This window comes from Alkalicoccus saliphilus (assembly GCF_003044065.1).
GTDB lineage: Bacteria > Bacillota > Bacilli > Bacillales > Salisediminibacteriaceae > Alkalicoccus > Alkalicoccus saliphilus.
Genome location: NZ_PZJJ01000007.1, coordinates 95,845 through 119,679, shown reverse-complemented (window position 1 = coordinate 119,679; position 23,835 = coordinate 95,845). Strand labels below are relative to the sequence as shown.

Here is a 23,835-nt window from a genome sequence, read left to right as displayed (position 1 = left end):
TATCCATTACTATAATCACGATCGCATAAAATCCCGTTTAAAAGTAAGCCCGGTACAATACCGCCTGCATCATGAGCCAGCGATTATTTGACAAATTTTGGTGTCTAATTTCAGGGGTGCACATCATTCCCATCGGCGTCTCCACCGGACGTTTCGGAGGAAAAACCATCTCTTTAATGGAGAAAACAGCTTTGTTAAGAGAGATTTTTCATCGCAAAACCTTTTTAAATTTCCCTGCAGCAGCCGCAGGGGCGACTCCTGGGCGACCAAGGACGAGGCGAAGATCCATTCCTTCCAGCCTGTGGGTGGAAGGAATTAGCTGAGCCCGGCCCGCCCGGAAAGCGTCCCGGGAGGCGAAGCAGGGTAGTGTATATCCATACATCAAAAAATACTTTATCAACAGTCTGGCGGCTCTTTTTCTAAAAAAAGAGCCGTGTTTATAAAAAACAGAACTTTTCTTTTTCTACGAAAAAACGAAGCGGAAACCGGCCCGTGGAAGAAGGAGATTGGAAGATCCCGCAGGGCGCAGCCTGCCCGAAAATCTCCTCCACGGCAGGCCGAAGTGAAGTGTTTCTCCAGTGATCAATAGCCAACTTTAAACACAGATTTAAAAAAAGAAGCCAGCCGCTTAATCATTAGCTGCTGGCTCTTCCTTCGTCCGGATGATCTGCATCGGATTTCCGCCGACAAACGTGCCGGGCGGAACATCTTTATGCACGAGCGTAGCAGCCGACACGACTGCACCATCCCCGATAGTAACGCCGGGGAGAATAGTTGTGTTTGCTCCGATCATGACATTATCTCCGATTCGCACATGGCCGAGACGATATTCATCTATTAAATATTCGTGGGCGAGTATGGTTGTGTTATAGCCGACGACAGAATTTTTTCCGATAGAAATCTTTTCCGGGAACATCACATCAAACATCACCATAAGAGCAATCGCTGACCTGTCTCCAATTTCAGCACGCAGAAATGTCCGGTACAGCCAGTTTTTCACGCCGAGAAAAGGCATATAGCGCGCAAGCTGAATCACTGCGAAATTCTTTACCACTTTTAGAAAAGGCACTGTTTTATAAACCTGCCAGAGAGAATTTGACGTAGTAACTTTGTAGCTTTCTGTCCTGCGCGCCATTATACCGTCTCCTTACTTTACGTTCGGTGTTTTAATATAGTTTAAAAGCTCCGGCATGCTGTGCAGCATGATGTCCGGACTGTAGCTTTCCAAATGTTCCTTCCCTTTAATGGACCAGGCAACACCCGCTGCTTTTGTTCCGGCATTTTTACCGGCAAGAATATCATGCTCGCTGTCACCGACCATAAGCGCCTGCCCGGCTTTTCGTCCAAGCTGATCCAGTGCTGTATAAAGCGGCTGCGGATCCGGTTTCGGTTTAGTTACCTCATCCAGTGAAACAATAACAGGAAAGTATTTTTCCATATTCATCAACTGCAGTCCTTTCACCGCTGTGTCTCTTCTTTTCGAAGTAACAACAGCCATGTGATAGCCCGCATCGTAAAGTTCGTCCAATGTTTCCTGGACTCCTTCATACTCCGAAACAAGGTCGTCGTGATTCGCGTGGTTGAACTTCCGGTACATACCGATCATTTCCTCTGTATAGCCGGGATTCAGCCGTCCGAAAGTTTCCGAAAGCGGGGGACCGATAAAGGTGGCAATTTCCTCTCTGCCGTATTTCCCCGGGAAATAATGGTCAAGTGTATGCTCAAAGGAGGCAACGATCAGATCGATCGTATTAATCAGCGTTCCATCGAGGTCAAAAAGAATCGTATCAATTTTATGATTCATGCTTTTTTCTCCTTTCTGTATCAGGCGGCTGCTACCTGTCGGAAGCTGCCGGTCTTCTTTCTTCGGTTGTTTCCTCCTGCTCTTTTTTCTCCAGACGGTTCCAAATAAAGGCGACTGCCACCGTCAGCAGTACCGCCGTTACGAGCCGTACGAGCAGCAGCGGCCAGAGCGGTATTCCGAGCGGCGCGAATATAAGTGTATCCTCTATGACTGCGTGACATGCTGCAAGAAAAATAAATACAAGGTACAGATCCTTTTTGGAAACACCGTCTTCCCTCGCCGCCTGGATCATTACTCCCGCCCCGTAGGCAAGACCGAAAAACAAACCGGCAGCAAGCGTTGTCGACGTGTTGGACTTTACTCCGAGCAGTTTCGTGAACGGTGTCATCCAGCGGGAAAATACAGGCAGCCAGCGCATATCCTTCATCACCTGAATAAAGATCATTATGGGTATGACGATCGCTGCAAGCTGCAGGATGCCGATGACCGCACTTTCCATTCCATAAAAGATAATCGGAAGAAAACCTTCCACTTCCGACGGTCCCGACGGAACAAAACCGTATTCCGCCCGTTCGCTTCCTCCCTGCCAGACCAAGTGAATAATCCATGCAGATAAAAGCGCGAGACCGACCCGGACAGCGAGCGTAATCGTGACGCTCAGTCCAACCTGTTTGGCTACTGCAGACTCTACAAATAAATTATGCGAAAAAGACAGCATAACAGCAAGAATAAAGACTTCTTTCACGGTCAGTTCCATCGTAAGCATGGCACCGATAGCCGCATAAAGATTCAATACATTCCCAAGAACAAGTGGAATTGCAGCTTCACCGGGGAGACCGATCCACCCCATCATCGGGGAAAGCATCCGCGTCAGCCAGTCCATTGCAGCTGTCTGGCTGAGCATCGTGACAATCAGCGTAATTGGAAAAATTATTTTTCCGAGTTTCCACGTTGTCAGCAGTCCGACAATGAGTCCTTCTTTCAGCGTCCGCATCCACTTTCCCCTCCCTTACTTTTTTGACTTTCTGCCGAAACACCTTTGTGCAGCGGATAAACAGTTATCGTAAAAACATCATTTTACCACGTCATTTTTATCAGTCATCCAAATATCGTTTATCAGCAAGTCCTGTTTTTCTGCGGTAAATAATCAAAATAATACTTCCAATAATAAGTATAATGGACAGCACCTGTGCCGTACGCAGCGTACCGAAAATCAGCAGGTAATCCGTGCGGATTCCTTCGATAAACAGCCTCGCAACAGAGTAATAAATAACGTAGGTTAAAAACATTTCTCCGCGCCGGAGGTTCCATCGGCGGAGATAAAGCAGCAGAGCCACTCCGAGCAGATTCCAGACCGATTCATACAAAAATGTTGGATGGTGGTACGATCCATTAATAAACATCTGCTCGATAATAAAGTCAGGCAGCATCATCCCTTCCAAAAAGCTTCGGGATACTTCTCCGCCATACACTTCCTGATTCATAAAGTTTCCCCAGCGGCCGACAGCCTGACCGAGCAGAATACCCGGTGCTGCAATATCAGCAAGCTTCCAGAAAGAAACTTTCTTCACCTTTGCAAAAATAAGACCTGTAATTACCGAGGCGATCAGTGCCCCATGAATGGCGAGCCCGCCCTCCCAGATGGCAAAAGCCCGCATCGGGTTGTCCGCAAACTGTTCCCAGCGGAAAATAACATAGTAAATCCTGGCACCGATAATCGCTGCCGGCAGGGCAAATATAAGCAGGTCGGCCAGCATATCTTCCGGAAGACCTCTTTTTTTCATTTCTCTGTTTACGAGAAGATACCCAAGAAGAGCCCCTAAGCCGATCAATATTCCGTACCAGAAAACCGTAATCGGACCAAGTTCAAACGCAATTGGATCCAGCGGCTGTGCAGTTAACAACAATCTCGTCACCTCATTCTATAAACTTAATCCTGATCGGCGTCGCTTTCCTCAATAACAGAGGTCAGCCTTTCCGAAAACTGTTCTGCAGCGTTGATGCCCATCCGCTTCAGCCGGAAATTCATCGCTGCAACTTCAATAATAACGGCCAGATTTCGTCCCGGCCTTACAGGGACCGTTATCTTCGGCAGGTCTGTTTCAAATACTTTCAAATGTTCTTCATCCAGTCCGAGTCGGTCATACTGCTTTTTTTGATCCCAGGCTTCCAGATCAATCGAAAGCCCAATACGTTTTTCATTCCTTACGGCTCCTGCCCCGAACAAAGTCATTACGTTGATAATTCCGAGACCTCTTATTTCAAGCAGATGGCGGATCAATTCCGGCGACCGGCCGACAAGCACTCCTTCCTGCTCCTGACGGATTTCCACCGAATCATCCGCGACGAGACGATGGCCCCTGCGTACAAGATCGAGAGCTGTTTCACTTTTTCCGACCCCGCTGGATCCGGTAATTAATACCCCAATACCATAAATATCTATAAGTACTCCGTGCATCGCAGTCATTGGAGCCAGTTTACTCTCCAAAAACGTCGTCAGTTTACTGCTGAGCCGGGTCGTCGACATATCTGCAGAAAAAACAGGAACGCCGACTTCATCAGCAGCCTCTGTAAGTTCAGCAGGCGGCTGCAGTCCTCTCGACAGTATAATTGCCGGGGTATCATACGTACAGAGACGGACCATCCGATCCTGCTGGTCTTCTTTTGACAGCTGTTCATAAAAGCTCATTTCCGTTTTACCGAGCAGCTGAATACGCTTCGCCGGGTAATATGTAAAAAAACCCGCCATTTCCATCCCCGGGCGGGAAATATCACTCGTTGTAACAGGGCGGAATGTCACTGATTCCTCATCATTCAGAAGCGTGAGTTCAAATTCCTCCATTAATACTTTTGCTGTTATTTCTGCCATCTTCATTCTCCTCTCAGCAAGCAGCCTATTTATCCATTTTAGCATATCAAAACCGGCCCTGTGGAAGAAGTCCTTCTGCACATTTTAAAACGCACAATTTGCAGGTTGATTTTCATACCGTCTGTGTCAAAACAATCCCTGTAAATCGGTGTAAACTTCGCTCCAGCACAGCCTGCCGTGAAGCCGTCCTTCTATTAACCCGCTTCTTTAAAAAGTGTACCAGATGAAACGAATCACCAGAATAGCCTCTTCCCTTTCCCAGCGTAAGAACAGCGAATCAAATGCTGCAGGAGAGATGAAGGGACTCCGGATCGGCCCGGAAAGCCTCTCTATGGAAACGAAAGCAGGGAACCGTATGTCTTATAAACGACCTGAAGCCCTGCCAGTTAATTTCTGACAGGGCTTCCCGGGGTAAAGAAATAGTTCGGTTCACTGGATATTCTGCTTCAGCGCTTTACCAGCGGATCAACAATGAAGTTTGAAATAATAGAATTGAGGATCGCAAAGATCACGGCTGCAGCGAGCGCCCATAAAAATCCGTCAATTACAAAACTGCTTCCCATCAGCCACGCTGTAAGCATAAGCGTGATGGCGTTAATCACGAATAAAAACAGCCCGAGGGAAAGAATGGTTGCAGGCAGTGTCAAAATGACGAGAATAGGTTTAACGATAATATTTACGACTGCCAGAATCAGACTGGCAATCACCGCTGCTCCAAAACCTGTCAGCTCAATACTGTCAAACAGATTGGCAATAATCAGGAGAACAACGGCGTTTACTACTAACTGTATCAGCCAGCTCATGTATCAACCACATCCGTGTCGTTTGGTATGAGGAAAATAGCTGCAATATAAAGCGCTGCGATCAACGCGGAAAAAGGTATAAACAGCACTACCGCAATGATGCGGACAAGCGTCGGATCAATATTGAAATAATCCGCCAATCCTCCACAGACACCCGCCAGTTTTCTATCTCTTGTCGTACGTGCAATACGCTTCATCATCACACTCTCCTTTTCCTTAACGATCGAATTATTTGATGTGAACAGAGCCCGTCATCGCTTCTGCTTCGATATAAAAGTGACCTTCTCCCTGCTTGTTGGCAATAAAGGTCATTTTTTTGCTCGCAAATTCTTTTTTCTCTTCAATAATGCTCATATCGGATAGCTGGCAGTGAATACCGCCGACGGAAGTTTTTACTTCCCCTTCTGTTTTTGCGTTTTCAGGGACAGCAACAAAAATACTTCCCGTAGTAGTTTTTATATACGTTTTTGCCTGGGAAGCTTCTGCAAGACGGAAATGGACCGTCCCGTTCACGGATTCTATATGAATATTTCCTCTTGCCGCTTCAATGTCAACAGAGCCGTTCATCGTCTTAAGATCTGCTTCTACTGTGTAGAGCTGCTTAACACCGATGGAACCGTTCATGGTTTCCAGATGGCACTCTTTGGCATCTATCCGTTCGAAGGAAATTTTTCCATTGACTGCTTTGGCATTCAACTCGTGTACGGGGATATGTTCCCCCTTAATTTTTCCATTAAACGTATAGAGCTTCAGTTTATCCAGATTTTCCACCGGCATATAAACAATAGCATTAACCCTCATCGATTTTTTACGGGATTCAAGTTTCAACTTCCCGTTCGACACGCTGAACTGAACGTCCCGGAGAAATTCCCGGCGGGCTTCCTCTTTATCCCGCACCCGGTACACCTGCACATCGCATTCGACCCGGACCTCCCCGCTTTCGGAAGGCCGAAGATCAATGCTTCCGTTCTCTACGTGAATATCTGCCTCTTTAAGGAAAACGTCCTTTTGTTCAAACACATGATCAATTCCCTCAGAACTGCCGAAATTGAAGTCCAGATCCATATCTTTGACCCGGTGAACAGCATCATCAACAAATTCAGAGAATTTCGAAGCGAAGGAGCTGAATTTTTCTTCCGCCTGCTGGTAATCCCAGGGCCCGCGCTGTTTTTTGGAGGTGCTGCCGCGCTTCGTATCTTCTGAGCGGCGGTCTCCTTCCCCTTTTTCTGACTTGCCTTCAGAAGCTTTCGTCCCGCTCCCTTCATCCTTTAAAGCGTTCAGCAGACGCATGCCCTCTTCTGCGGAAATTTTACCGTCCTCAATCATTTTAAGAATCATCTGACGTTCTTCCTGCATTTGAACCGCTCCCTTCTATAATTTTCCTTCTTCTATCATATGATGAAATGAGTATCCCCGCCTCGGTCTTCCGGCGTATTTTTTCCCGGACGGTAGACCTGCCTCTTTCTTAGTGTACGTTAAAGGAGGCGGTTTCGTTCCACAGTTTATTTTTATTTAGCCGGTTCCCCCTGGTCCTGCATTTTCTTTTCCATCCTGGCTGATTCTCTCTCAAGCACCGGTTTCAAAAATCTTCCTGTGTGGGACTTTTCATTTTCTGCTACTTTTTCCGGCGTCCCTTCCGCCACAAGTCTGCCTCCTTTGTCGCCGCCTTCCGGACCGAGGTCGATAATATGGTCCACCGTTTTAACGACGTCCATATTATGCTCTATTACAAGTACCGTATCTCCGTTTTCCACAAGACGCTGCAGTACCTGCAGCAGCCGGGCGATATCTGCCACGTGAAGACCAGTCGTCGGCTCATCCAGAATATAAAAAGTTTTACCTGTGGAGCGGCGGTGAAGCTGGGAAGCAAGTTTCACACGCTGGGCCTCTCCTCCGGATAGTGTAGTGGCCGGCTGACCGAGCTTAATATAGCCTAGACCGACATCTTTCAATGTTTGGATTTTCCGCTTGATTTTCGGAATGTTTTCAAAGAAGATCAACGCCTCATCCACTGTCGACCCGAGGACATCCGCGATGTTTTTTCCTTTATACGTCACTTCCAGTGTTTCTCTGTTATACCGCTTCCCATCACATTCTTCACACGGTACATAAACATCCGGAAGGAAGTGCATTTCAATTTTTATAATCCCGTCCCCGCGGCAGGCCTCACAGCGTCCACCCTTGACGTTAAAGCTGAACCGGCCTTTTTTATAGCCTCTCATCTTCGCTTCGTTTGTCATTGCAAATACGTCCCGGATATCGTCAAATACACCGGTGTATGTTGCAGGATTGGAACGCGGCGTTCTTCCGATCGGGGACTGGTCAATGTCCACGACCTTCTCGAGCTGATCTATCCCCTGCACTTCCTTTACTCTTCCCGGTTTATCCTTCGCTGTGGTGAGCTTCTGGGCCAGAGACTTGTGGAGAATGTCATTAATCAGCGTACTTTTTCCTGAACCGGAAACTCCGGTAACGGCGAGAAGAACGCCGAGCGGTATATTAACATTTGTTTTTTTGAGGTTGTTTTCCTCCGCTCCTTTAATACTGATTTTACGGCCGTCCGGTTTCCGTCTTTCCGGAGGAAGCGGAATAAACTTTTCCCCTGACAAATATTTACCGGTCACGGACTCCTCGTCCTCCATTACTTCTTTTGGTGTACCGGTAGAACACACTTTTCCTCCGTGTACTCCCGCCCCCGGGCCGATATCGATCAGATGGTCGGCTGAAAGCATCGTATCTTCGTCGTGCTCCACCACGATAAGCGTATTTCCAAGGTCCCTCATCCGTTCAAGGGTTTTTATGAGCCGGTGGTTATCCCGCTGGTGCAGACCGATCGACGGCTCATCCAGCACGTACAGAACTCCTGTGAGAGCGGAGCCGATCTGCGTGGCAAGGCGGATCCGCTGAGCTTCTCCGCCGGATAAAGTTCCGGCTGCCCGGGACATCGTTAAATATTCAAGACCTACATTGACGAGGAAAGACAGCCTTTCTTCAATCTCACGCAGAATCATTCTCGCAATCGTCATATCTTTTTCCGACAGTTCCAGACCGTCGAAAAAACGTCGGGCTTCCTGAATCGATTTATTGGTCACTTCCCCGATGTGCAGTCCGTTCACTTTTACTGCCAGTGATTCTTCTGTCAGCCGGTTCCCGCTGCAGGCAGGACAGGGCTTTTGTGTCATGTACTGTTCCATCTGCTCCCGGATATAATCCGATCCTGTTTCATGATAGCGGCGGGAAATGTTTTTTAGTACACCTTCAAAATACAGATGCTTTTCCCGTACCCGGCCGAATTCGTTTTTATACCGGAAGTGAACCTTTCTGTTTCCGCTGCCTTTCATAATGATGTCCTTTTCTTTTTTCGACAGTTCTTTGTAGGGCTTATCCATATCGATATTGAACTCGTCGCAGACACTTGCAAGGAGGGACGGGTAGTACTGGGAGCTCGTCGGCTTCCAGGCCGCTATCGCATGCTCTTTTAAAGACAGGTTCTGGTCAGGAACAACGAGCTCTGTATCCACTTCCAGCTTGTGGCCGATTCCGTCACAGCGGCTGCAGGCTCCGAATGGGCTGTTAAAGGAAAACATCCGCGGTTCGAGTTCACCCACGGAAAAACCGCAGTGCGGACATGCGTGGTGCTGATTAAAAACGAGTTCCTCTTCTCCGACCACATCGATCAGAACTTTCCCTTCCCCGAGGCGGAGGGCTGTTTCCAAAGACTCAGCCAGCCGGGAAGCAATACCTTCCTTAATAACAATACGGTCGATAATTACTTCAATGTTGTGCTTTTTATTTTTATCCAGTACAATTTCCTCTGCTGCTTCACGCATTTCTCCGTTTACCCGCACACGCACGTACCCCTGCTTTTTAATATCCTCCAGTACTTTGGCATGGGTTCCTTTTCGTCCGGAAATTACAGGGGCAAGGATCTGCATTTTCGTCCGTGGTTCAAATTCCATCAGCTGATCCGCCATCTGCTGAACTGTCTGGGAAGCAATTTCTATCCCATGTTCCGGACAGACCGGTTTTCCCACCCTCGCATAGAGAAGACGGAGGTAGTCGTATATTTCTGTTACGGTTCCTACAGTGGAACGCGGGTTTTTCGACGTTGTTTTCTGATCAATGGAAATCGCCGGAGAGAGGCCTTCAATTGAATCGACATCCGGTTTATCCATCTGTCCAAGAAACTGCCGGGCGTATGCCGAAAGCGACTCTACATAGCGGCGCTGCCCCTCTGCATAAATAGTATCAAAAGCAAGAGAGGATTTCCCGGAGCCGGAAAGCCCCGTCATAACGACGAGTTTATTTCTCGGGATCGTCACATCAATGTTCTGCAGATTGTGTGACCGGGCTCCTTTCACCTCAATATTTTCCTGTGCCATAGCTTAATCATCCTTCCGCTTTCAGTTCTATGATGACGTCACGAAGCTCTGCCGCTCTCTCGAAATCAAGATCTTTGGCAGCCTGCTTCATTTCACTTTCCATCCGCTCAATAACTTTTTCTCTTTCTTTTCTGCTCAGCTTCTGTTTCGGTGCTTTCTCAATGACATCGTATGTTTCTTCCTCTTCAGCGGCATATGTCGCCTGAATGAGCTCCGGTATCGCTTTTTGAATGGTAGTCGGTGTCAGACCGTATTTTTCATTGTGGGCTTTTTGAATCGTACGTCTCCGTTTTGTTTCGTCAATTGCAACTTCCATGGAATTCGTCATTTTATCCGCATACATGACGACGTGTCCGTTGGCGTTCCGTGCCGCCCGTCCCATCGTCTGAATGAGGGACCGCTCGGCACGGAGGAAACCTTCCTTATCGGCGTCCAGAATCGCAACGAGCGATACTTCCGGAATGTCGAGACCTTCACGAAGCAGGTTGATTCCTACGAGCACGTCATGCTGGCCCTGCCGCAGTTCACGTATGATCTGAATACGTTCGAGTGTTTTAATATCAGAATGGAGGTACTCAACTTTTATACCTACTTCCTTTAAATAAGCCGTCAGATCTTCCGCCATTTTTTTCGTCAGCGTCGTAACGAGAACCCGCTCGTTCCGTTCCCGTCTTACTCGTACTTCCTCTATCAGGTCGTCAATCTGTCCTTCAATCGGTCTTACATCGATCGTCGGGTCAAGCAGCCCTGTCGGACGGATAATCTGCTCCACCATTTTAGGTGTATGCTCTATTTCATACGGTCCCGGTGTAGCCGAAACAAATACGATCTGATTAATATGTCTCTCAAATTCCTCGAATTTCAGCGGCCGGTTATCTTTCGCGGAGGGAAGACGGAAACCGTGGTCTACGAGCACCCCTTTACGCGCCTGATCCCCATTGTACATGCCCCGGATCTGCGGAAGAGTAACGTGGGATTCGTCCGCAATAATCAGTGAATCTTCCGGAAAATAGTCGAGAAGGGTGTAAGGAGTGGCTCCTGCTTCCCGGAACGTAAGGTGTCTGGAGTAGTTTTCGATGCCGGAACAGTAGCCTAGTTCCTGCATCATTTCAATATCATAGCGTGTTCGCTGCTCCAGCCGCTGTGCTTCGAGAAGCTTTCCTTTTTCATGCATTTCCTTTAATGTTTCTTCCAGTTCTTTTTCAATATTTACAATCGCTTTCTCCAGCTTTTCCGACCGGGTGACGAAGTGGGAAGCCGGAAAGACAGCCGCATGCTCCCGGTTACCGAGAACTTCGCCTGTCAGCGCATCGACTTCTGTAATCCGGTCGATTTCGTCCCCGAAAAACTCCACCCGCAGGCAGTGTTCATCCCGGGAAGCCGGGAAAATTTCCACGACATCTCCCCGCACGCGGAAAGTTCCCCGTGTGAAATCGATGTCGTTTCTCTGATACTGCACGTCCACAAGCTGACGCAGAAGTGCGTTCCGCTCTTTTTCCATACCAGTTCTTAACGACACGACAAGATCCCGATAATCCTCCGGAGAACCGAGGCCGTATATACACGAAACACTGGCCACGATAATTACATCGCTGCGTTCAAAAAGAGCACTTGTTGCCGAGTGGCGCAGTTTATCTATTTCGTCGTTTATGCTTGCGTCTTTTTCAATAAATGTATCCGACTGGGGAATGTAGGCTTCCGGCTGGTAATAGTCATAATAACTGACGAAGTACTCTACCCGGTTCTCCGGGAAAAACTCTTTGAATTCGCTGTAAAGCTGTCCGGCAAGTGTCTTGTTGTGGGCTATGACGAGTGTAGGTTTATTCACCTGCTGTATGACATTGGACATCGTAAACGTTTTGCCTGTTCCCGTGGCTCCAAGCAGGGTCTGAAACTTCTTCCCCTCTTTTATTCCTTTTGTTATCTCCTCTATCGCCTGAGGCTGATCGCCCGCAGGTTCGTATTTTGCCTGTATATTAAATGGATGTGCTGCAATAGCCACGTTCCTTCATCCTTTCCCGTTCCGTCTTATTCCATCGGCTCTGTTGAAGTTCTGTCTCAAAAGCAGCGTGCCTGGGATCCGTTCCCTGAAGTAAAAATCACTGTTTTTGGTTCACCTTATACCTTTACCCTTTCGAGCGTCTTCATTATCAATTATATCATGATATTTTTTAAACTGCGAACGTACGTTCACCACGCTTTTATGTGCAACAAAAAAGCTGTCTCCGGATCGACAGCAGTCGATACACGGAGACAGTTCCTGTTACTGTTATTCTGCAAGCAGTTCCAGAGCCTGCTGAAACTGTACATCGTTTTCTTTTTCCTGCACTGCTTCGATTACCTGCTCCTGCAGGCTGTCAGCTGTTTCTTCAGTAATGGTTCCTGTTGCTTCAAGATCACTGTCCTCCTGGAAGGAACGAACAGCTTCTTCCGTTGCTTCGTCAAAATACCCGTCTGTCCGGTCCGGGTCATACCCAAGACCTTCGAGCATAACCTGGGCATTTTCAATATGCTCATTCAGCATATCTTTTTCAAGCGTTTCCTCAGAATCCACCGGTGATGCATAGAAGTAGTCCGGCTGCTCGACTTCGACCGTTGGAGAAACACCTTCTTCATTAACGTCGTTGCCGTCTGACGTAAGCCAGCGGAAAAGTGTTAATTTAAGCTGACTGCCATCTCCCATCGGCAGTGTCTGCTGAACGGTTCCCTTTCCAAAGGTAGACGTTCCGACGAGCTCATGTCCGCCTGCTTCGTGAAGGGCTGCAGCAAGAATTTCCGAAGCAGAAGCGCTTCCCTCATTGATAAGACCGACGATCGGATACTCTTTCTCTTCCTCAAGAGCCGAGACGTGTTCCATTGTGCCTCCGTCACGGTCTTCAATCTGCACGACTGTTTCACCACCGGGAATAATCATATCCCCAATGTCTTCCACACTCTGCAGGAAGCCTCCCGGATTTCCACGGACGTCAATGATTAAACCATCAATTCCCTGGTCTTCCAGCTCTGTCAGTTCTTCCTCAAAACGTTCTGCCGTGTTTTCTGAAAAAGATCGGAGTTCAAGTACGCCAATCCGCTGTCCATCTTCTTCCACGACGTCCCCGTAAACTGTTTCAATCGGAATTTCATCACGGACAACATCCACTTCCATCAGATCGGAAACTCCCGGTCTGTCAATTGTAAGAGTTACTGTCGTGCCTTTTTCCCCCCGGATTTTCAGCACGGCATCATATAAAGAAAGTCCTTCTATGTTTTCTCCATCAATCTCAAGAATTTGATCGTTTGGACGGAGACCGGCATCTTCTGCCGGGGAATCACGGAAAGGAGCAACAATTGTTACCCGGCCGTCAGTCATGCTGACCTCCGCACCAATCCCTTCAAAAGAAGAGTCCAGTGATTCCATAAATTCTTCTGCTGTAGATTCGTTCATGTAAACAGAATAAGGGTCATCCAGAGTTTCAATCATACCGGAAATTGCTCCTTCGACCAGTTCTTCCTCTTCCACTTCTTCTACATACGATTCCTGAATCATTTCCATTGCCTGCTGTATTCTTTCTTCCCCACCACTTTCATCGGAAGAGGAAGCTGCCAGCTCTGAATTGTCCTGTACAGAAGCCTGCTCTCCGGAACTCTGCTCCTCGTCCATGGAGAGAAAAGCCCATGTTCCGCCTGCTCCAATAAGCAGTGCCAGTACAAATACAAGCGGCAGTAAAATTTTATTTTTCATATACCCACCTCTTTTTCATTGCCTGTAAGTCCCCCTATTATTAACTGTAACTTACCGTTATCATAACAGACTGAATAAAAAACAGGAAAGAAAGACACACGTGTTACACAAAATTCCACATACTCCACAGGGCATATAGGCCTATCGTTTCAGTATAAATATTGTTTACTTTATGTTGAGAAAATATATCCGGAATACGTACACCCTCCTTTCTTCCGTTTTGCCGGAATTCACTTCCGTGATCACGGAAGATACTTCTCAGGATCGACGGCTGTTTCTCCTCCACGGTAGCCGTCCGGGTGTACTTCAAAATGCAGATGAACCCCCGTTGAAAGACCGGTAGTGCCCATGACTGCAATAATTTCCCCACGCTCCACATAATCCCCTTCCTTCACGTGCATCGAGGCCAGGTGGCCGTAAACAGTGACATACGTTTTTCCGTCAATCGTATGAGCAAGGTGAATGGCATTTCCCAGACCTTTCCGCCACTCTGATACTGTTACAATGCCTGATTCTGCAGCGTAAATGTTTGTTCCTCCATCCCTGCCAAAATCCGTGCCGTTATGGGCACGGATTTCCCTGGTAATTGGGTGGACTCTCGAAGGATTAAACGGAGACGTGATTCTCCCGTCTGCCGGGCGGTGAAAAATTACACTTCCCGCCGGCCCAGAAAATTCCATATTCTGCTCTTCTTTTTCAGCAGCTCCTTCACCTATAAGTTTTTTCTTCTCTTCCGATCCGGAACTGTTTTTTTCTTTTTCCGGCACAGTTCTTTCCCATCCCATCACTATATTCACTTCGTCCAGGTCTTCTATTTTTTCAAAGTTTTCTTCTGCTGCAAATTCTGTTTCCGGCTGCCCATAGTTTTTATGTGAAGTTAATTCCGGCTCTTTTATCTGGTTGTTCACAAGAGTCTCTATTATCGGCTCTTCTTCTGGTTTCTCCTGAGAAACAGCATTATCCGTTTCTTTTTCGAGCAGCAGCTCACTTTCCATCTCTTTTTCCGAATAATAAAGAGAGTTGAGGTATATTTCTTTTTCTTCCATTTCTTTTATAAGCTGCGCTTCCGTATTTTCCATTTTTTCTTTTTCTTCTGTCAGCTCTTTTTTTATCTCCAGCAGCTGGTCTTTATTCTTTTTACTTTTTTCCGTCTCTGAGGAATAGATTTGAAGCTCTTTATAATCCAAAGAAAGCAGTGTTCGTATGTAATAAAACCCGTTCAGGGAATCCTCATTATTTTGTACTGAAAAAACCTTTTCCATATGTTCATTTTCTACATATTTTCTGTATGTAGTTTTCAGTCTATCTTTCACCTGCTGTTCATGAAATTTCTGCGTTTGTTCTGCTTCCGCTATTTTTTCAGATGCTTCCTTTACAGCACTTTCCATGTGTTGCACCTCTGCTTTCTGCAGAGCGGATTTTTCAGACAGGGAAATGATTTTTTCGTCCATCTCTTTTATTTTATGTTCAACAGCATCTATTTCCTCTGTGAATCCGGAAAGCCCCGGCGTACTTTCCGCTGTTCTTCTCTCTTCTGAATAAATTTGTTCGGGAAAAACAAAAAAAATCACTCCCATTATGAGAAATGCTAATTTTTTCATTACCTGCCCTCCTGTTTTTGCGGGAAGCTGATTACGTTCTTGAAAGTCTTAAAAAAGCGGCGAGACTTCCACCCGCTCCCGCCGCTGTCCCTGCAATAATAAGTGCGCCGGAGGTCCACCAAAAAGAATTCGGGGCAAGCACCATTCCCTCTGACAGTTGATACACCCTTTCATACGTAAAATGCACGCAGACGGCAGCTGCCAGACCCCCGGCTGCTCCAAGGAAAACCCCTTCTGTAATATAAGGCCTCCAAATAAAGCCGGAAGTGGCCCCGAGCATACGCATAGTACGAATCTCCCGTTTCCTTGCTCCAAAACCTGTGCTTATGACAATTCCTGTTAAAAGGAAGGTTCCAGCTCCAAAGCCAGCAGTCACCGCTCCTCCCCATGAATGGACAGCGTCGTTTATGCCGGAGAATTTTTCATAGTGATCCCCGCTGTCGTAAATGGCTTCTATTTCTTTATACTTTTCAAGTAGCTGCACCGATTTCTTTACAGCTTCCAGCGTTTCAGGATAAATAACGATGACATCATTCAGCGGATTATCTGCGCGGAGTGCTTCCAAATATTCTTCTCCTTCGTAAAAAGCAAGCATATCTTCAAGTCCCTGCTCTTTCGTTATAATACGCACCGGATGCTGTAAATCTTCTTCGAGTATGTCCGCCATATTTTCCGGATCTGTTCCTTCTTTTAGAAACACTTTAACGTCTATATTTCTCTCCACAGCAGCTGTTACGTAGTGGAGATTTTGAAAAGCAAGAAAAAACATCCCGAAAAAGATTAATAACAGACCAGCAGTCCCGGCAGCGGCTGTACTTCTGCCCGGCTGCTTCACAATGCTCGAGGCGGCTTCACGCATGCATCGGATCATATTCCTCCCTCCTTTGCCCGGTGTCCAGAACGACCCGTCCTTTGTTTAATTCAATGATCCGTTTTCCTGCTGATTTTGAACGTTGGACCGCCATTAACACCGTCACTCCTTCTGCGTGAAGGCGATGAAACAGCTGCATCATTTCTTCGGCTCCCCGGTCGTCCAGCCCGGCGGCTGGTTCATCTAAAAGTAGCAGACGGGGGTTATTTACGATAGCACGTGCTGCAGCTGCCCGCTGCTGTTCATCGCCGGAAAGTTCTTCAGGAAAACAGTGTGCCTTATGCTGCAGACCTGTCGATTCCAGGACCCTCCGCACTCTGCCTGCTATCTCTTTCTTACCGACACCAGCTGCTTCCAGTACATACCCTACATTTGCAGCCACCGTTTTCTTTGGAAGAAGCCGGCGGTTCTGAAAAATGATACCGGTTTCCCTCCGGTATGATGCAAGGTCCCGTATTGAAAGGCTGGCCAACTCTTTCCCAAGACAGGAAATGTTTCCTGCGCAGGCTTTTTCCTCCCCTGTCAGCAGCTTAAGAAACGTAGTTTTTCCCGATCCTGCCTTCCCAGTGACGTACACAAATTCCCCTTCATTTATTTTCAAAGAAAGTACCATATTCCTTTCTCCATGCTTATACCTGTGCTCTACTCCGCTTAAATTGATCATTTATTCCCCTCTTTTCTGATTAAAGACAAAAAAAGCCCCTTTCTTTACATCTGCAGTGTAAAAAAAGGAGCTCGTATCTCATATGTGTTTCCATCATTCCGTAAAATATGAAATTAGTTCTGGTCAGAAACCCAGGCTGCTACGTCTTCAGCATCGTCACCTTCTACAAGGTCTTCCGGCATGCTTCCAGGTCCTTCCTGAATAGCCGATACTACTTCATCATGAGAATAACCTTCAAGCGCCGGGCCTGTACCGCCTTCAAGATCTCCACCGTGACATGATGCACACTGTCCCTGGTAAAGCTCTTCTCCGTTGGCAAGATCGTATTCACCATTCTCGTCCGCCGCCTCATTGTCAGCTTCATTGTTTGCTGCGTTATTGGCACCGTTGTCAGCTCCGTTGTTTCCTGCCGGATTTTCTTCGTTATTGCCGCCGTCGCCACCGCAGGCAGCGAGCAGAAGAGCGGTACCAAATAGTCCTGCTGCAATCTTTTTCATGTTATTCCTCCTTCTCTCAATTTAATACTCTGGCAGGCAGTTCAAACTCCCGCTATTCCATTATAACCTATTTACTTCCTTTTGAAACCTTCTCCGAGAACTTCCGATGCATCCGTTACGATAACAAATGCCTGAGCATCAATAGTTTTAACTAATTGTTTCAATTTTGTTACTTCGTTTCTTCCGACCACACATAAAAGTACCGGCCGGTCATGGTTTGTATAACCCCCGTATCCGGCAAGTTTTGTTACTCCACGGTCCACCTGGGTAAGCAGTCCCTGTTTTACTTCCTCCTCATATTCCGAAATAATCAGCACCATTTTCGAATATCCGGCACCGACCTGCACAACATCAATCGTTTTTCCGGTAATAAAAAGAGCAAGCAGCGCGTAAAGGGCGAATTCAAATCCGAATACTACGGCGGATGAGGTCACCACCAGCCCATCAATAATAAAAATAGAACCACCGAGCGTAATCCCTGTATATTTCGTGATGATCTGCGCGGCAAGATCGGTTCCCCCGGTGGAAGAATACGAACGGAAAACAATGCCCAGACCGAGCCCAACTCCGACTCCACCCATGATGGAAGCAAGGAGCGGGTCCTGTGTCGCCGGTTCCCAGTGCCGTGTTAAAAAAACAACATAAGGAAGGAAGAGTGTACCGGCAAGCGTTTTTGCTCCATAAAGCAGGCTTCCGGTTAAACTGCCCCCAAGAAGAACAACACCTGCGATAAATAACGGAATGTTAAAAGCCCACTGAGTAAATGCCGGTTCAAATCCAAACAGCTCCACGAAAAGTGTGGAAATACCTGCGACCCCGCCGGAGGCAATCTGGTTCGGCAGAAGAAAAAGGTTAAAAGCGACAGCTACTATAGCTGAGCCGACGAGTACGTGGGCGAATTCGAAAAGCGTCCGCTGAAAAGGTGTAGTCAGTTTCGCCGTTTCCCGGCGTTTCAATTTTTTCATCATGCCGATGTTCCCCCTGTTTCTGAAAATCCTATCGTAGTATACCACCGGGGTATCCCCTTGTAAACGCGGTCCCACTAACGCTTTAGTGCAGGAAATCGATCTCACCTTGAAGGTTCCCCGCCATCCATCGGAAACAAAAAACTGTCCCCCGTCGGCCAGGAAACAGTTTTTGCAGGCTGTTGAAAAAGTGTTTCTTATAAAGAGACGGTTTTTGCTTTCGCCTCCGCAGGACGCTTTCCGGGCGGGCCGGCCTCAGCTAATTTCTTCCTCTCATTGCTCAGAAGAAATGGATCTTCCGCTCGTCCTATCTCGCCTCGGAGTCACCTGCTGCAGCTTCAGCAGAAATATAAAATGAAGTTTTCTCTCTTAAAAACGTATTGCTACTGTTCTTTTCTTCCATAAAAGCGATACTTTTCCCTCCGGAACGTCCGGCAGGGGCGCCGGTGGGATGAAGCGAAGTCGGAAGATCTTTTCCACGGCCGGAGGGCTGGAAAACAGCTGACGATGAGCCCCACGGCACGAAAAGTGAAAGAGAGCTGTATGCTGAATTAATCTAAAAAGAAGCCTTAATCAACAAACTGAAAAAAGCTGTCCACACAACTGGGAACAGCTTTTTGGAATATACACCTTTTTTCCAATAATAGTGATAAACTCCAACAGAGTGGAATATTAATCGATTCGTGAGCGGAGGTACCCATCGATAAACTGCGTCAGGTCTCCGTCCATTACTGCCTGGGTGTTCCCAGTTTCTACGTTTGTCCGATGGTCTTTCACCATATTGTAAGGATGAAAAACATAGGAACGGATCTGGCTCCCCCAGCCGATTTCCGACTGCTCACCGCGAAGCGCTTCCGCCTCCTGGCGCTGGCGGTCCATTTCCTGCTGGTAAAGCTTGGCCCGAAGCATATTCATAGCTCTTTCCCTGTTTTTAATCTGGGAGCGCTCCGACTGGCAGCTCACCACCGTGTTTGTAGGAATGTGTGTCATTCGGACAGCCGAATCAGTTGTGTTGACGTGCTGCCCGCCGGCGCCGCTGGAACGGAACGTGTCCACGCGGATATCCTCCGTTGACAGGTCAATTTCGACCGTATCATCAAGCTCCGGCATAACGTCACACGAAGCAAAAGACGTATGACGTCGTCCGGAAGAATCGAACGGCGAAATCCTCACAAGCCGGTGGACACCCTTTTCAGCTTTAAGATAACCGAATGCATTATGACCTTTAATCAGCAGGCTGACACTTTTTACTCCCGCTTCGTCTCCCGGAAGATAATCAAGTGTTTCCACCTGGAATCCCTGCCCCTCGGCCCAGCGTGTATACATGCGGAGCAGCATGGAAGCCCAGTCCTGGGACTCCGTTCCACCGGCTCCCGGATGCAGTTCGAGAATCGCGTTATTGCCATCGTAAGGTTCACTAAGCAGAAGCTGCAGTTCAAACTTGTCGAGCTGCTTCACCGTATTGTGAATTCCTGTTTCGAGTTCATTTCTCAGATCTTCGGCTCCCTCTTCTTTAACAAGTTCGTAGGAGACTTCCAGATCTTCAATGCTCGATTCGATCGAGCGGTATTCATCCGTCATCGCTTTTAAGGCATTGTTTTCACTGATAACTTTCTGTGCTTCTTCCTGGTTTTCCCAAAAGGAAGGATCGGCCATCCGCTCCTCCAGTTCGGCAATCCGGGTCTCTTTTTCTTCTAAGTCAAAGAGACCCCCTGTAGTCCGCTAACGTATCAGCCATATTTTGAAGCTTCTGTCTTATTTCTGCCATTTCCATCGTCAATCACCTCGTAAAAAATTAGCTGTCTTCCGCACCGGAAAAACTATGCTTCCTGTCTGCCGTGACAGTTTTTATATTTTTTCCCGGATCCGCACGGGCACGGGTCATTCCGCCCAGTTGTTTCTCCTTTTACATACGGCTCCGCCTTATCTTTCGATTCTTCTGCCTGCTGCTGCGCCCCGGCACTTCGGTGTACCGCTTTTCCTTCTGCCACCTGCTGGCGCTTCATGTTCGTTTCGATCTGGGCTTTCATAATGTAGCGGGCTACTTCTTCCTCGATCGAAGCCACCATTGTCTGGAACATTTCGTAACCTTCGAATTTGTACTCACGCAGCGGATCATTCTGAGCATAGGCCCGGAGATTGATCCCCTGACGAAGCTGATCCATCTGGTCAATATGGGCTGTCCATTTCGTATCAACTGTGCGCAGAAGAATAACTCTCTCGAATTCGCGCATCTGCTCCGGTGTAAACTCCTGTTCACGCTTGTTATAGTCCTCAAGCACTTTTTCCATGATTGTCTCAACCATTTCTTCCGGATCAAGACCCTTGATTTCTTTTTCTTCCAGATGCTGTTCAGCAAGTACTGTCACGTTGACATACTCGACGAGTCCTTCCAGGTTCCAGTCTTCCGGTACTTCTTCTTCCGGAGTATAGGAGTTAACGACCCGCGTCACTGTGGATTCAATCATCTGTTCCACTACCGGACGGAGATTATCCGAATCGAGAACTTCATCTCTCTGCTCGTAAATAACATCCCGCTGTTCCCGCATAACGTCATCGTACTGAAGCAGCTGTTTCCGGGCATCAAAGTTGCTTCCTTCCACCCGTTTCTGTGCCTGTTCTACGGCTTTAGTGATGATCCTGCTTTCAATCGGCTGATCTTCCTCCATGCCGAGTCTTTCCATCATCTTGCTCATGTTATCCGAGCCGAACCGGCGCATCAGCGGATCTTCCATGGAAAGATAGAATAGGGATTCACCAGGATCTCCCTGACGTCCGGAACGTCCACGAAGCTGATTGTCTATCCGCCGGGATTCATGGCGCTCCGTTCCGAGGACGAACAGCCCTCCAAGGTCCGCTACTCCGTCCCCGAGTTTAATATCCGTTCCCCGGCCGGCCATGTTCGTTGCAATGGTCACTGCTTTTTTCTGACCGGCCTGTTCAATGATCTCCGCCTCGCGCGCATGGTTTTTAGCGTTCAGCACGTTGTGGGGAACCCGGTTTTTCTTGAGCATTTTTGAAATCAGTTCGGAAGTGTCCACGCTTACTGTACCTACAAGCACCGGCTGCCCTTTTTCATAAAGTTCCTCCACCTTGCTGACAATCGCCCGCTGCTTGCTTTCCAGCGTTTTATAAATCAGATCCGGGTGGTCATTACGTATGATTGGTTCATTCGTCGGCACAGAGTATACGTTCATGTTGTAAATGTTCGTAAATTCTTCTTCCTCCGTTTTCGCTGTACCTGTCATGCCGGCGAGTTTTTCATACATACGGAAATAATTCTGAAACGTAATGGAAGCCATCGTCATACTTTCACGCTTGATTTTGACGCCTTCCTTAGCTTCGATCGCCTGGTGGAGCCCATCGCTGAACCGGCGGCCTTTCATCAGACGCCCGGTAAACTGGTCGACGATAGCTACTTCTCCCTCATCAACAACGTAATCTTCATCCCGTATCATGACTTTATGGGCTTTTAAGGCCTGATTGAGGTGGTGGTTCAGCTGTACGTGTTCCGAATCAAACAGATTGTCGATATTAAAAATACGTTCCGCTTTGGAAACACCGCTTTCGGTAAGCTGGACCGCTTTTGTTTTCTCATCAAGCGTGTAGTCTTCGTCTTCTTTAAGCATTTTCACAAAAGAATTGGCGGTGCTGTAAAGCTCTGACGTCTTATTGGCAGAGCCTGAAATAATCAGCGGTGTACGGGCTTCATCAATTAAAATGGAGTCGACTTCATCGACGATGGCAAAATGAAGTTTCCGCTGTACCATCTGATGCTTGTACGTCACCATATTGTCCCTCAGGTAATCGAATCCGAATTCATTGTTCGTACCGTACGTGACATCCGCTGCATAGGCTTCCCGCTTTTCTTCCTTCGTCATACCGGCTACGTTCAATCCGACAGACAATCCGAGAAAATTATACAATTTCCCCATATCTTCCGCATCACGGCGGGCAAGATAATCGTTAACAGTCACAACGTGCACACCTTTTCCTGTGAGAGCGTTAAGGTATACGGCCAGTGTCGCTACAAGCGTTTTACCTTCCCCGGTTTTCATTTCCGCGATATCGCCCTTATACAGAACGACACCCCCGGTAAGCTGCACGCGGAAATGCTTCATTCCAAGAGAGCGCCACGCGCCTTCCCGGACAACAGCGAAAGCTTCCGGCAGAAGCTTATCGAGAGGTTCGCCATTTTCATACCGCTCTTTGAATTCTTCCGTTTTCGCACGGAGGGCATCATCACTCAGCTGCTTCATCTCATCTTCTCTGGATTCTGTGTCGGATACCTGCTTGTCCAGCTTCTTTAAATAACGTGCATCCGAATCTCCAATGACCTTTTTAATTAATCCCAACATCGGACATTGCTCCCTTATTTCTTATTTTCCTTATTTACTGACTGTCTATTTTCAGTTACATAAACGAAAGAACGGAGCGTTTCTTCCACTCCGTCTACTTTCGTGGTTTTCAGCTTTTTACGGTCCCGTTTATTTTATCAGTTTGCAGAAAAGCTTACAAGGTGAACCCGCTTCACATCTCCTCCTTATTATACGGCAGCTGTCCGGGGTTGAAAAGGTACGCCGTTTCCAGACAGAAACAGGAAGGCAGCCAGCCGGTTTGAATTCCTGCTTCTTCCTCCTTATAATAAGTGTCAGCATCGGAGTGAATGAATTCATCCCGGAAAAGAGGCAGCGGTAATGATAACAGTTAAAAAGGTACTTAATAATAATGTCGTAATTGCAGAGCACCCTGAGTACGAAGAAGTAGTCCTTATTGGAAAAGGTCTCGGCTTCGGGCGGAAACCCGGCCAGGAAATCGCGGGGGATCAGGCAGAAAAGTTTTTTGCACTCCGCAGCTCAGAAGAACAGGAGCAGTACAAAAGCCTGCTGAATTATGTAGAGGAGGATTTCATTGCGCTTATGGGAGAGGAAATTGAGCGACTCGAGCACACTTTCTCCTCCCGGCTGAACGAACATATCCACGTCGGCTTAACCGATCACCTTTACTTTGCTGTAAAACGCATTCAGAAGGGCCAGGAAATTAAAAATCCATTTCTTCAGGAAACAGAGCTTGCCTATCCCCAGGAATATCAGGCTGCCGTAAAATTGGCTGAAAAATTCAACGAAGCGCTCAGCATCCGTATTCCGGAAGGAGAGATCGGCTTTATCACGCTTCACATCCACAGTGCCCTCACAAACAGGGATCTGTCCCAGATTAACCGGCATACACAACTTGTGAGCGAACTCGTCCAGCAGATCGAAAGCTACTTCGGGCTGACGGTTGACCGGAAGGACATCAATTATTTACGGCTCGTCCGGCACCTGAACAATGCGGTTGAACGTGTTGACAACGAAAATTACGCCGACAATCAGGATACGCTCCTGAAAGTATTGCAGCAGGAATATCCAGTATGCTATAATCTGAGCTGGAAGCTGATGAAAATGATGCAGCAGCGCTTAAAAAAACGAGTTCCGGATGCCGAAGCAGTTTATTTAACGCTTCACATTCAGCGGCTCGTTTCCAGTGAACAAAAATCAGAATAAGTAAAAGACGGTACTTTTCCGTGTTACTGATAATGCAGGCATGAGAGAAAAGGATGGCCGCTCAAGTTCCAGGCAGGAACCACACGTACGTGGACCCGCCTGTATTGAAGCG

22 protein-coding genes are annotated in these 23,835 nt (G+C 47.5%); 4 read left to right on the top strand and 18 right to left on the bottom strand.

Annotated features, from left to right (window positions below; genetic code table 11):
* The first annotated feature begins 1 nt into the window (after window position 1).
* A complete protein-coding gene (locus C6Y45_RS18175; RefSeq protein ID WP_425427847.1) occupies window positions 2-91 on the top strand; it encodes an IS3 family transposase in 90 nt (29 codons plus the stop codon).
* Window positions 72-323: a hypothetical protein gene (locus tag C6Y45_RS17830; protein WP_218017796.1), complete on the top strand. Its 252-nt coding sequence runs from the start codon at window positions 72-74 to the stop codon at window positions 321-323. The genes C6Y45_RS18175 and C6Y45_RS17830 overlap by 20 nt, the downstream gene beginning before the upstream one ends.
* A gap of 305 nt (window positions 324-628) precedes the next feature.
* On the opposite strand, the gene C6Y45_RS06445 is transcribed toward C6Y45_RS17830, so the two are convergent.
* The 5 genes from C6Y45_RS06445 to hprK form a co-directional block, all read right to left on the bottom strand.
* Window positions 629-1,135, bottom strand: coding sequence for an acyltransferase (locus C6Y45_RS06445; protein ID WP_107584406.1), 507 nt, complete (start codon window positions 1,133-1,135; stop codon window positions 629-631).
* Between the two features lie 12 nt (window positions 1,136-1,147).
* On the bottom strand, window positions 1,148-1,804 hold the full coding sequence (gene ppaX / locus C6Y45_RS06440) for a pyrophosphatase PpaX (RefSeq protein ID WP_107584405.1): 657 nt from the start codon (window positions 1,802-1,804) through the stop codon (window positions 1,148-1,150).
* 31 nt (window positions 1,805-1,835) lie between these two features.
* Window positions 1,836-2,798, bottom strand: coding sequence for a nucleoside recognition domain-containing protein (locus C6Y45_RS06435; RefSeq protein WP_107584404.1), 963 nt, complete (start codon window positions 2,796-2,798; stop codon window positions 1,836-1,838).
* A 100-nt stretch (window positions 2,799-2,898) separates the two neighbouring features.
* Window positions 2,899-3,711 carry a prolipoprotein diacylglyceryl transferase gene (gene lgt, locus C6Y45_RS06430; protein WP_107584403.1) on the bottom strand — a complete coding sequence of 271 codons (813 nt, stop codon included), beginning with the start codon at window positions 3,709-3,711 and terminating at the stop codon, window positions 2,899-2,901.
* A 23-nt stretch (window positions 3,712-3,734) separates the two neighbouring features.
* Window positions 3,735-4,673, bottom strand: coding sequence for an HPr(Ser) kinase/phosphatase (hprK, locus tag C6Y45_RS06425; protein ID WP_107584402.1), 939 nt, complete (start codon window positions 4,671-4,673; stop codon window positions 3,735-3,737).
* Between the two features lie 223 nt (window positions 4,674-4,896).
* Here hprK and C6Y45_RS17405 point away from each other — a divergent pair, with 223 nt between their 5' ends.
* On the top strand, window positions 4,897-5,070 hold the full coding sequence (locus C6Y45_RS17405) for a hypothetical protein (RefSeq protein WP_160058173.1): 174 nt from the start codon (window positions 4,897-4,899) through the stop codon (window positions 5,068-5,070).
* Between the two features lie 49 nt (window positions 5,071-5,119).
* On the opposite strand, the gene C6Y45_RS06420 is transcribed toward C6Y45_RS17405, so the two are convergent.
* The 13 genes from C6Y45_RS06420 to secA all read right to left on the bottom strand — a co-directional run bounded on the left by C6Y45_RS06420 (window position 5,120) and on the right by secA (window position 22,538).
* A complete protein-coding gene (locus C6Y45_RS06420) occupies window positions 5,120-5,476 on the bottom strand; it encodes a phage holin family protein (protein ID WP_107584401.1) in 357 nt (118 codons plus the stop codon).
* Window positions 5,473-5,676 (bottom strand): PspC domain-containing protein, encoded by a 204-nt coding sequence (locus tag C6Y45_RS06415; RefSeq protein ID WP_425427859.1) that lies wholly within the window; start codon window positions 5,674-5,676, stop codon window positions 5,473-5,475. The genes C6Y45_RS06420 and C6Y45_RS06415 overlap by 4 nt, the downstream gene beginning before the upstream one ends.
* Before the next feature lie 28 nt (window positions 5,677-5,704).
* Window positions 5,705-6,832, bottom strand: coding sequence for a DUF4097 family beta strand repeat-containing protein (locus C6Y45_RS06410; RefSeq protein WP_107584399.1), 1,128 nt, complete (start codon window positions 6,830-6,832; stop codon window positions 5,705-5,707).
* Between the two features lie 152 nt (window positions 6,833-6,984).
* Window positions 6,985-9,858, bottom strand: coding sequence for an excinuclease ABC subunit UvrA (uvrA, locus tag C6Y45_RS06405; RefSeq protein ID WP_107584398.1), 2,874 nt, complete (start codon window positions 9,856-9,858; stop codon window positions 6,985-6,987).
* A 7-nt stretch (window positions 9,859-9,865) separates the two neighbouring features.
* Window positions 9,866-11,854, bottom strand: coding sequence for an excinuclease ABC subunit UvrB (gene uvrB, locus C6Y45_RS06400; protein ID WP_146159157.1), 1,989 nt, complete (start codon window positions 11,852-11,854; stop codon window positions 9,866-9,868).
* 273 nt (window positions 11,855-12,127) lie between these two features.
* A complete protein-coding gene (locus C6Y45_RS06395; RefSeq protein WP_107584397.1) occupies window positions 12,128-13,582 on the bottom strand; it encodes a S41 family peptidase in 1,455 nt (484 codons plus the stop codon).
* A 242-nt stretch (window positions 13,583-13,824) separates the two neighbouring features.
* Window positions 13,825-15,183 (bottom strand): M23 family metallopeptidase, encoded by a 1,359-nt coding sequence (locus C6Y45_RS06390; RefSeq protein ID WP_107584396.1) that lies wholly within the window; start codon window positions 15,181-15,183, stop codon window positions 13,825-13,827.
* A gap of 31 nt (window positions 15,184-15,214) precedes the next feature.
* The gene (locus tag C6Y45_RS06385; RefSeq protein WP_107584395.1) at window positions 15,215-16,054 is read right to left on the bottom strand and encodes a cell division protein FtsX; all 840 of its coding nucleotides are present in this window, start codon (window positions 16,052-16,054) and stop codon (window positions 15,215-15,217) included.
* Window positions 16,035-16,718: a cell division ATP-binding protein FtsE gene (locus tag C6Y45_RS06380; RefSeq protein WP_107584394.1), complete on the bottom strand. Its 684-nt coding sequence runs from the start codon at window positions 16,716-16,718 to the stop codon at window positions 16,035-16,037. The genes C6Y45_RS06385 and C6Y45_RS06380 overlap by 20 nt, the downstream gene beginning before the upstream one ends.
* Before the next feature lie 113 nt (window positions 16,719-16,831).
* Window positions 16,832-17,215, bottom strand: coding sequence for a c-type cytochrome (locus C6Y45_RS06375; RefSeq protein WP_107584393.1), 384 nt, complete (start codon window positions 17,213-17,215; stop codon window positions 16,832-16,834).
* 71 nt (window positions 17,216-17,286) lie between these two features.
* Complete coding sequence (locus tag C6Y45_RS06370; protein ID WP_174703874.1) at window positions 17,287-18,183, bottom strand: YitT family protein; 897 nt, start codon at window positions 18,181-18,183, stop codon at window positions 17,287-17,289.
* 669 nt (window positions 18,184-18,852) lie between these two features.
* A protein-coding gene (gene prfB, locus C6Y45_RS06360; protein WP_107584391.1) for a peptide chain release factor 2 occupies window positions 18,853-19,954 on the bottom strand; the annotation gives its coding sequence in 2 pieces (ribosomal slippage) (window positions 18,853-19,881 and window positions 19,883-19,954; 1,101 coding nt in all).
* Between the two features lie 46 nt (window positions 19,955-20,000).
* Window positions 20,001-22,538 carry a preprotein translocase subunit SecA gene (gene secA, locus C6Y45_RS06355; RefSeq protein WP_107584390.1) on the bottom strand — a complete coding sequence of 846 codons (2,538 nt, stop codon included), beginning with the start codon at window positions 22,536-22,538 and terminating at the stop codon, window positions 20,001-20,003.
* Between the two features lie 339 nt (window positions 22,539-22,877).
* Between secA and glcT the strand changes: the two genes are divergently transcribed.
* Window positions 22,878-23,723 carry a glucose PTS transporter transcription antiterminator GlcT gene (gene glcT / locus C6Y45_RS06345; RefSeq protein WP_107584388.1) on the top strand — a complete coding sequence of 282 codons (846 nt, stop codon included), beginning with the start codon at window positions 22,878-22,880 and terminating at the stop codon, window positions 23,721-23,723.
* Window positions 23,724-23,835: the final 112 nt, after the last annotated feature.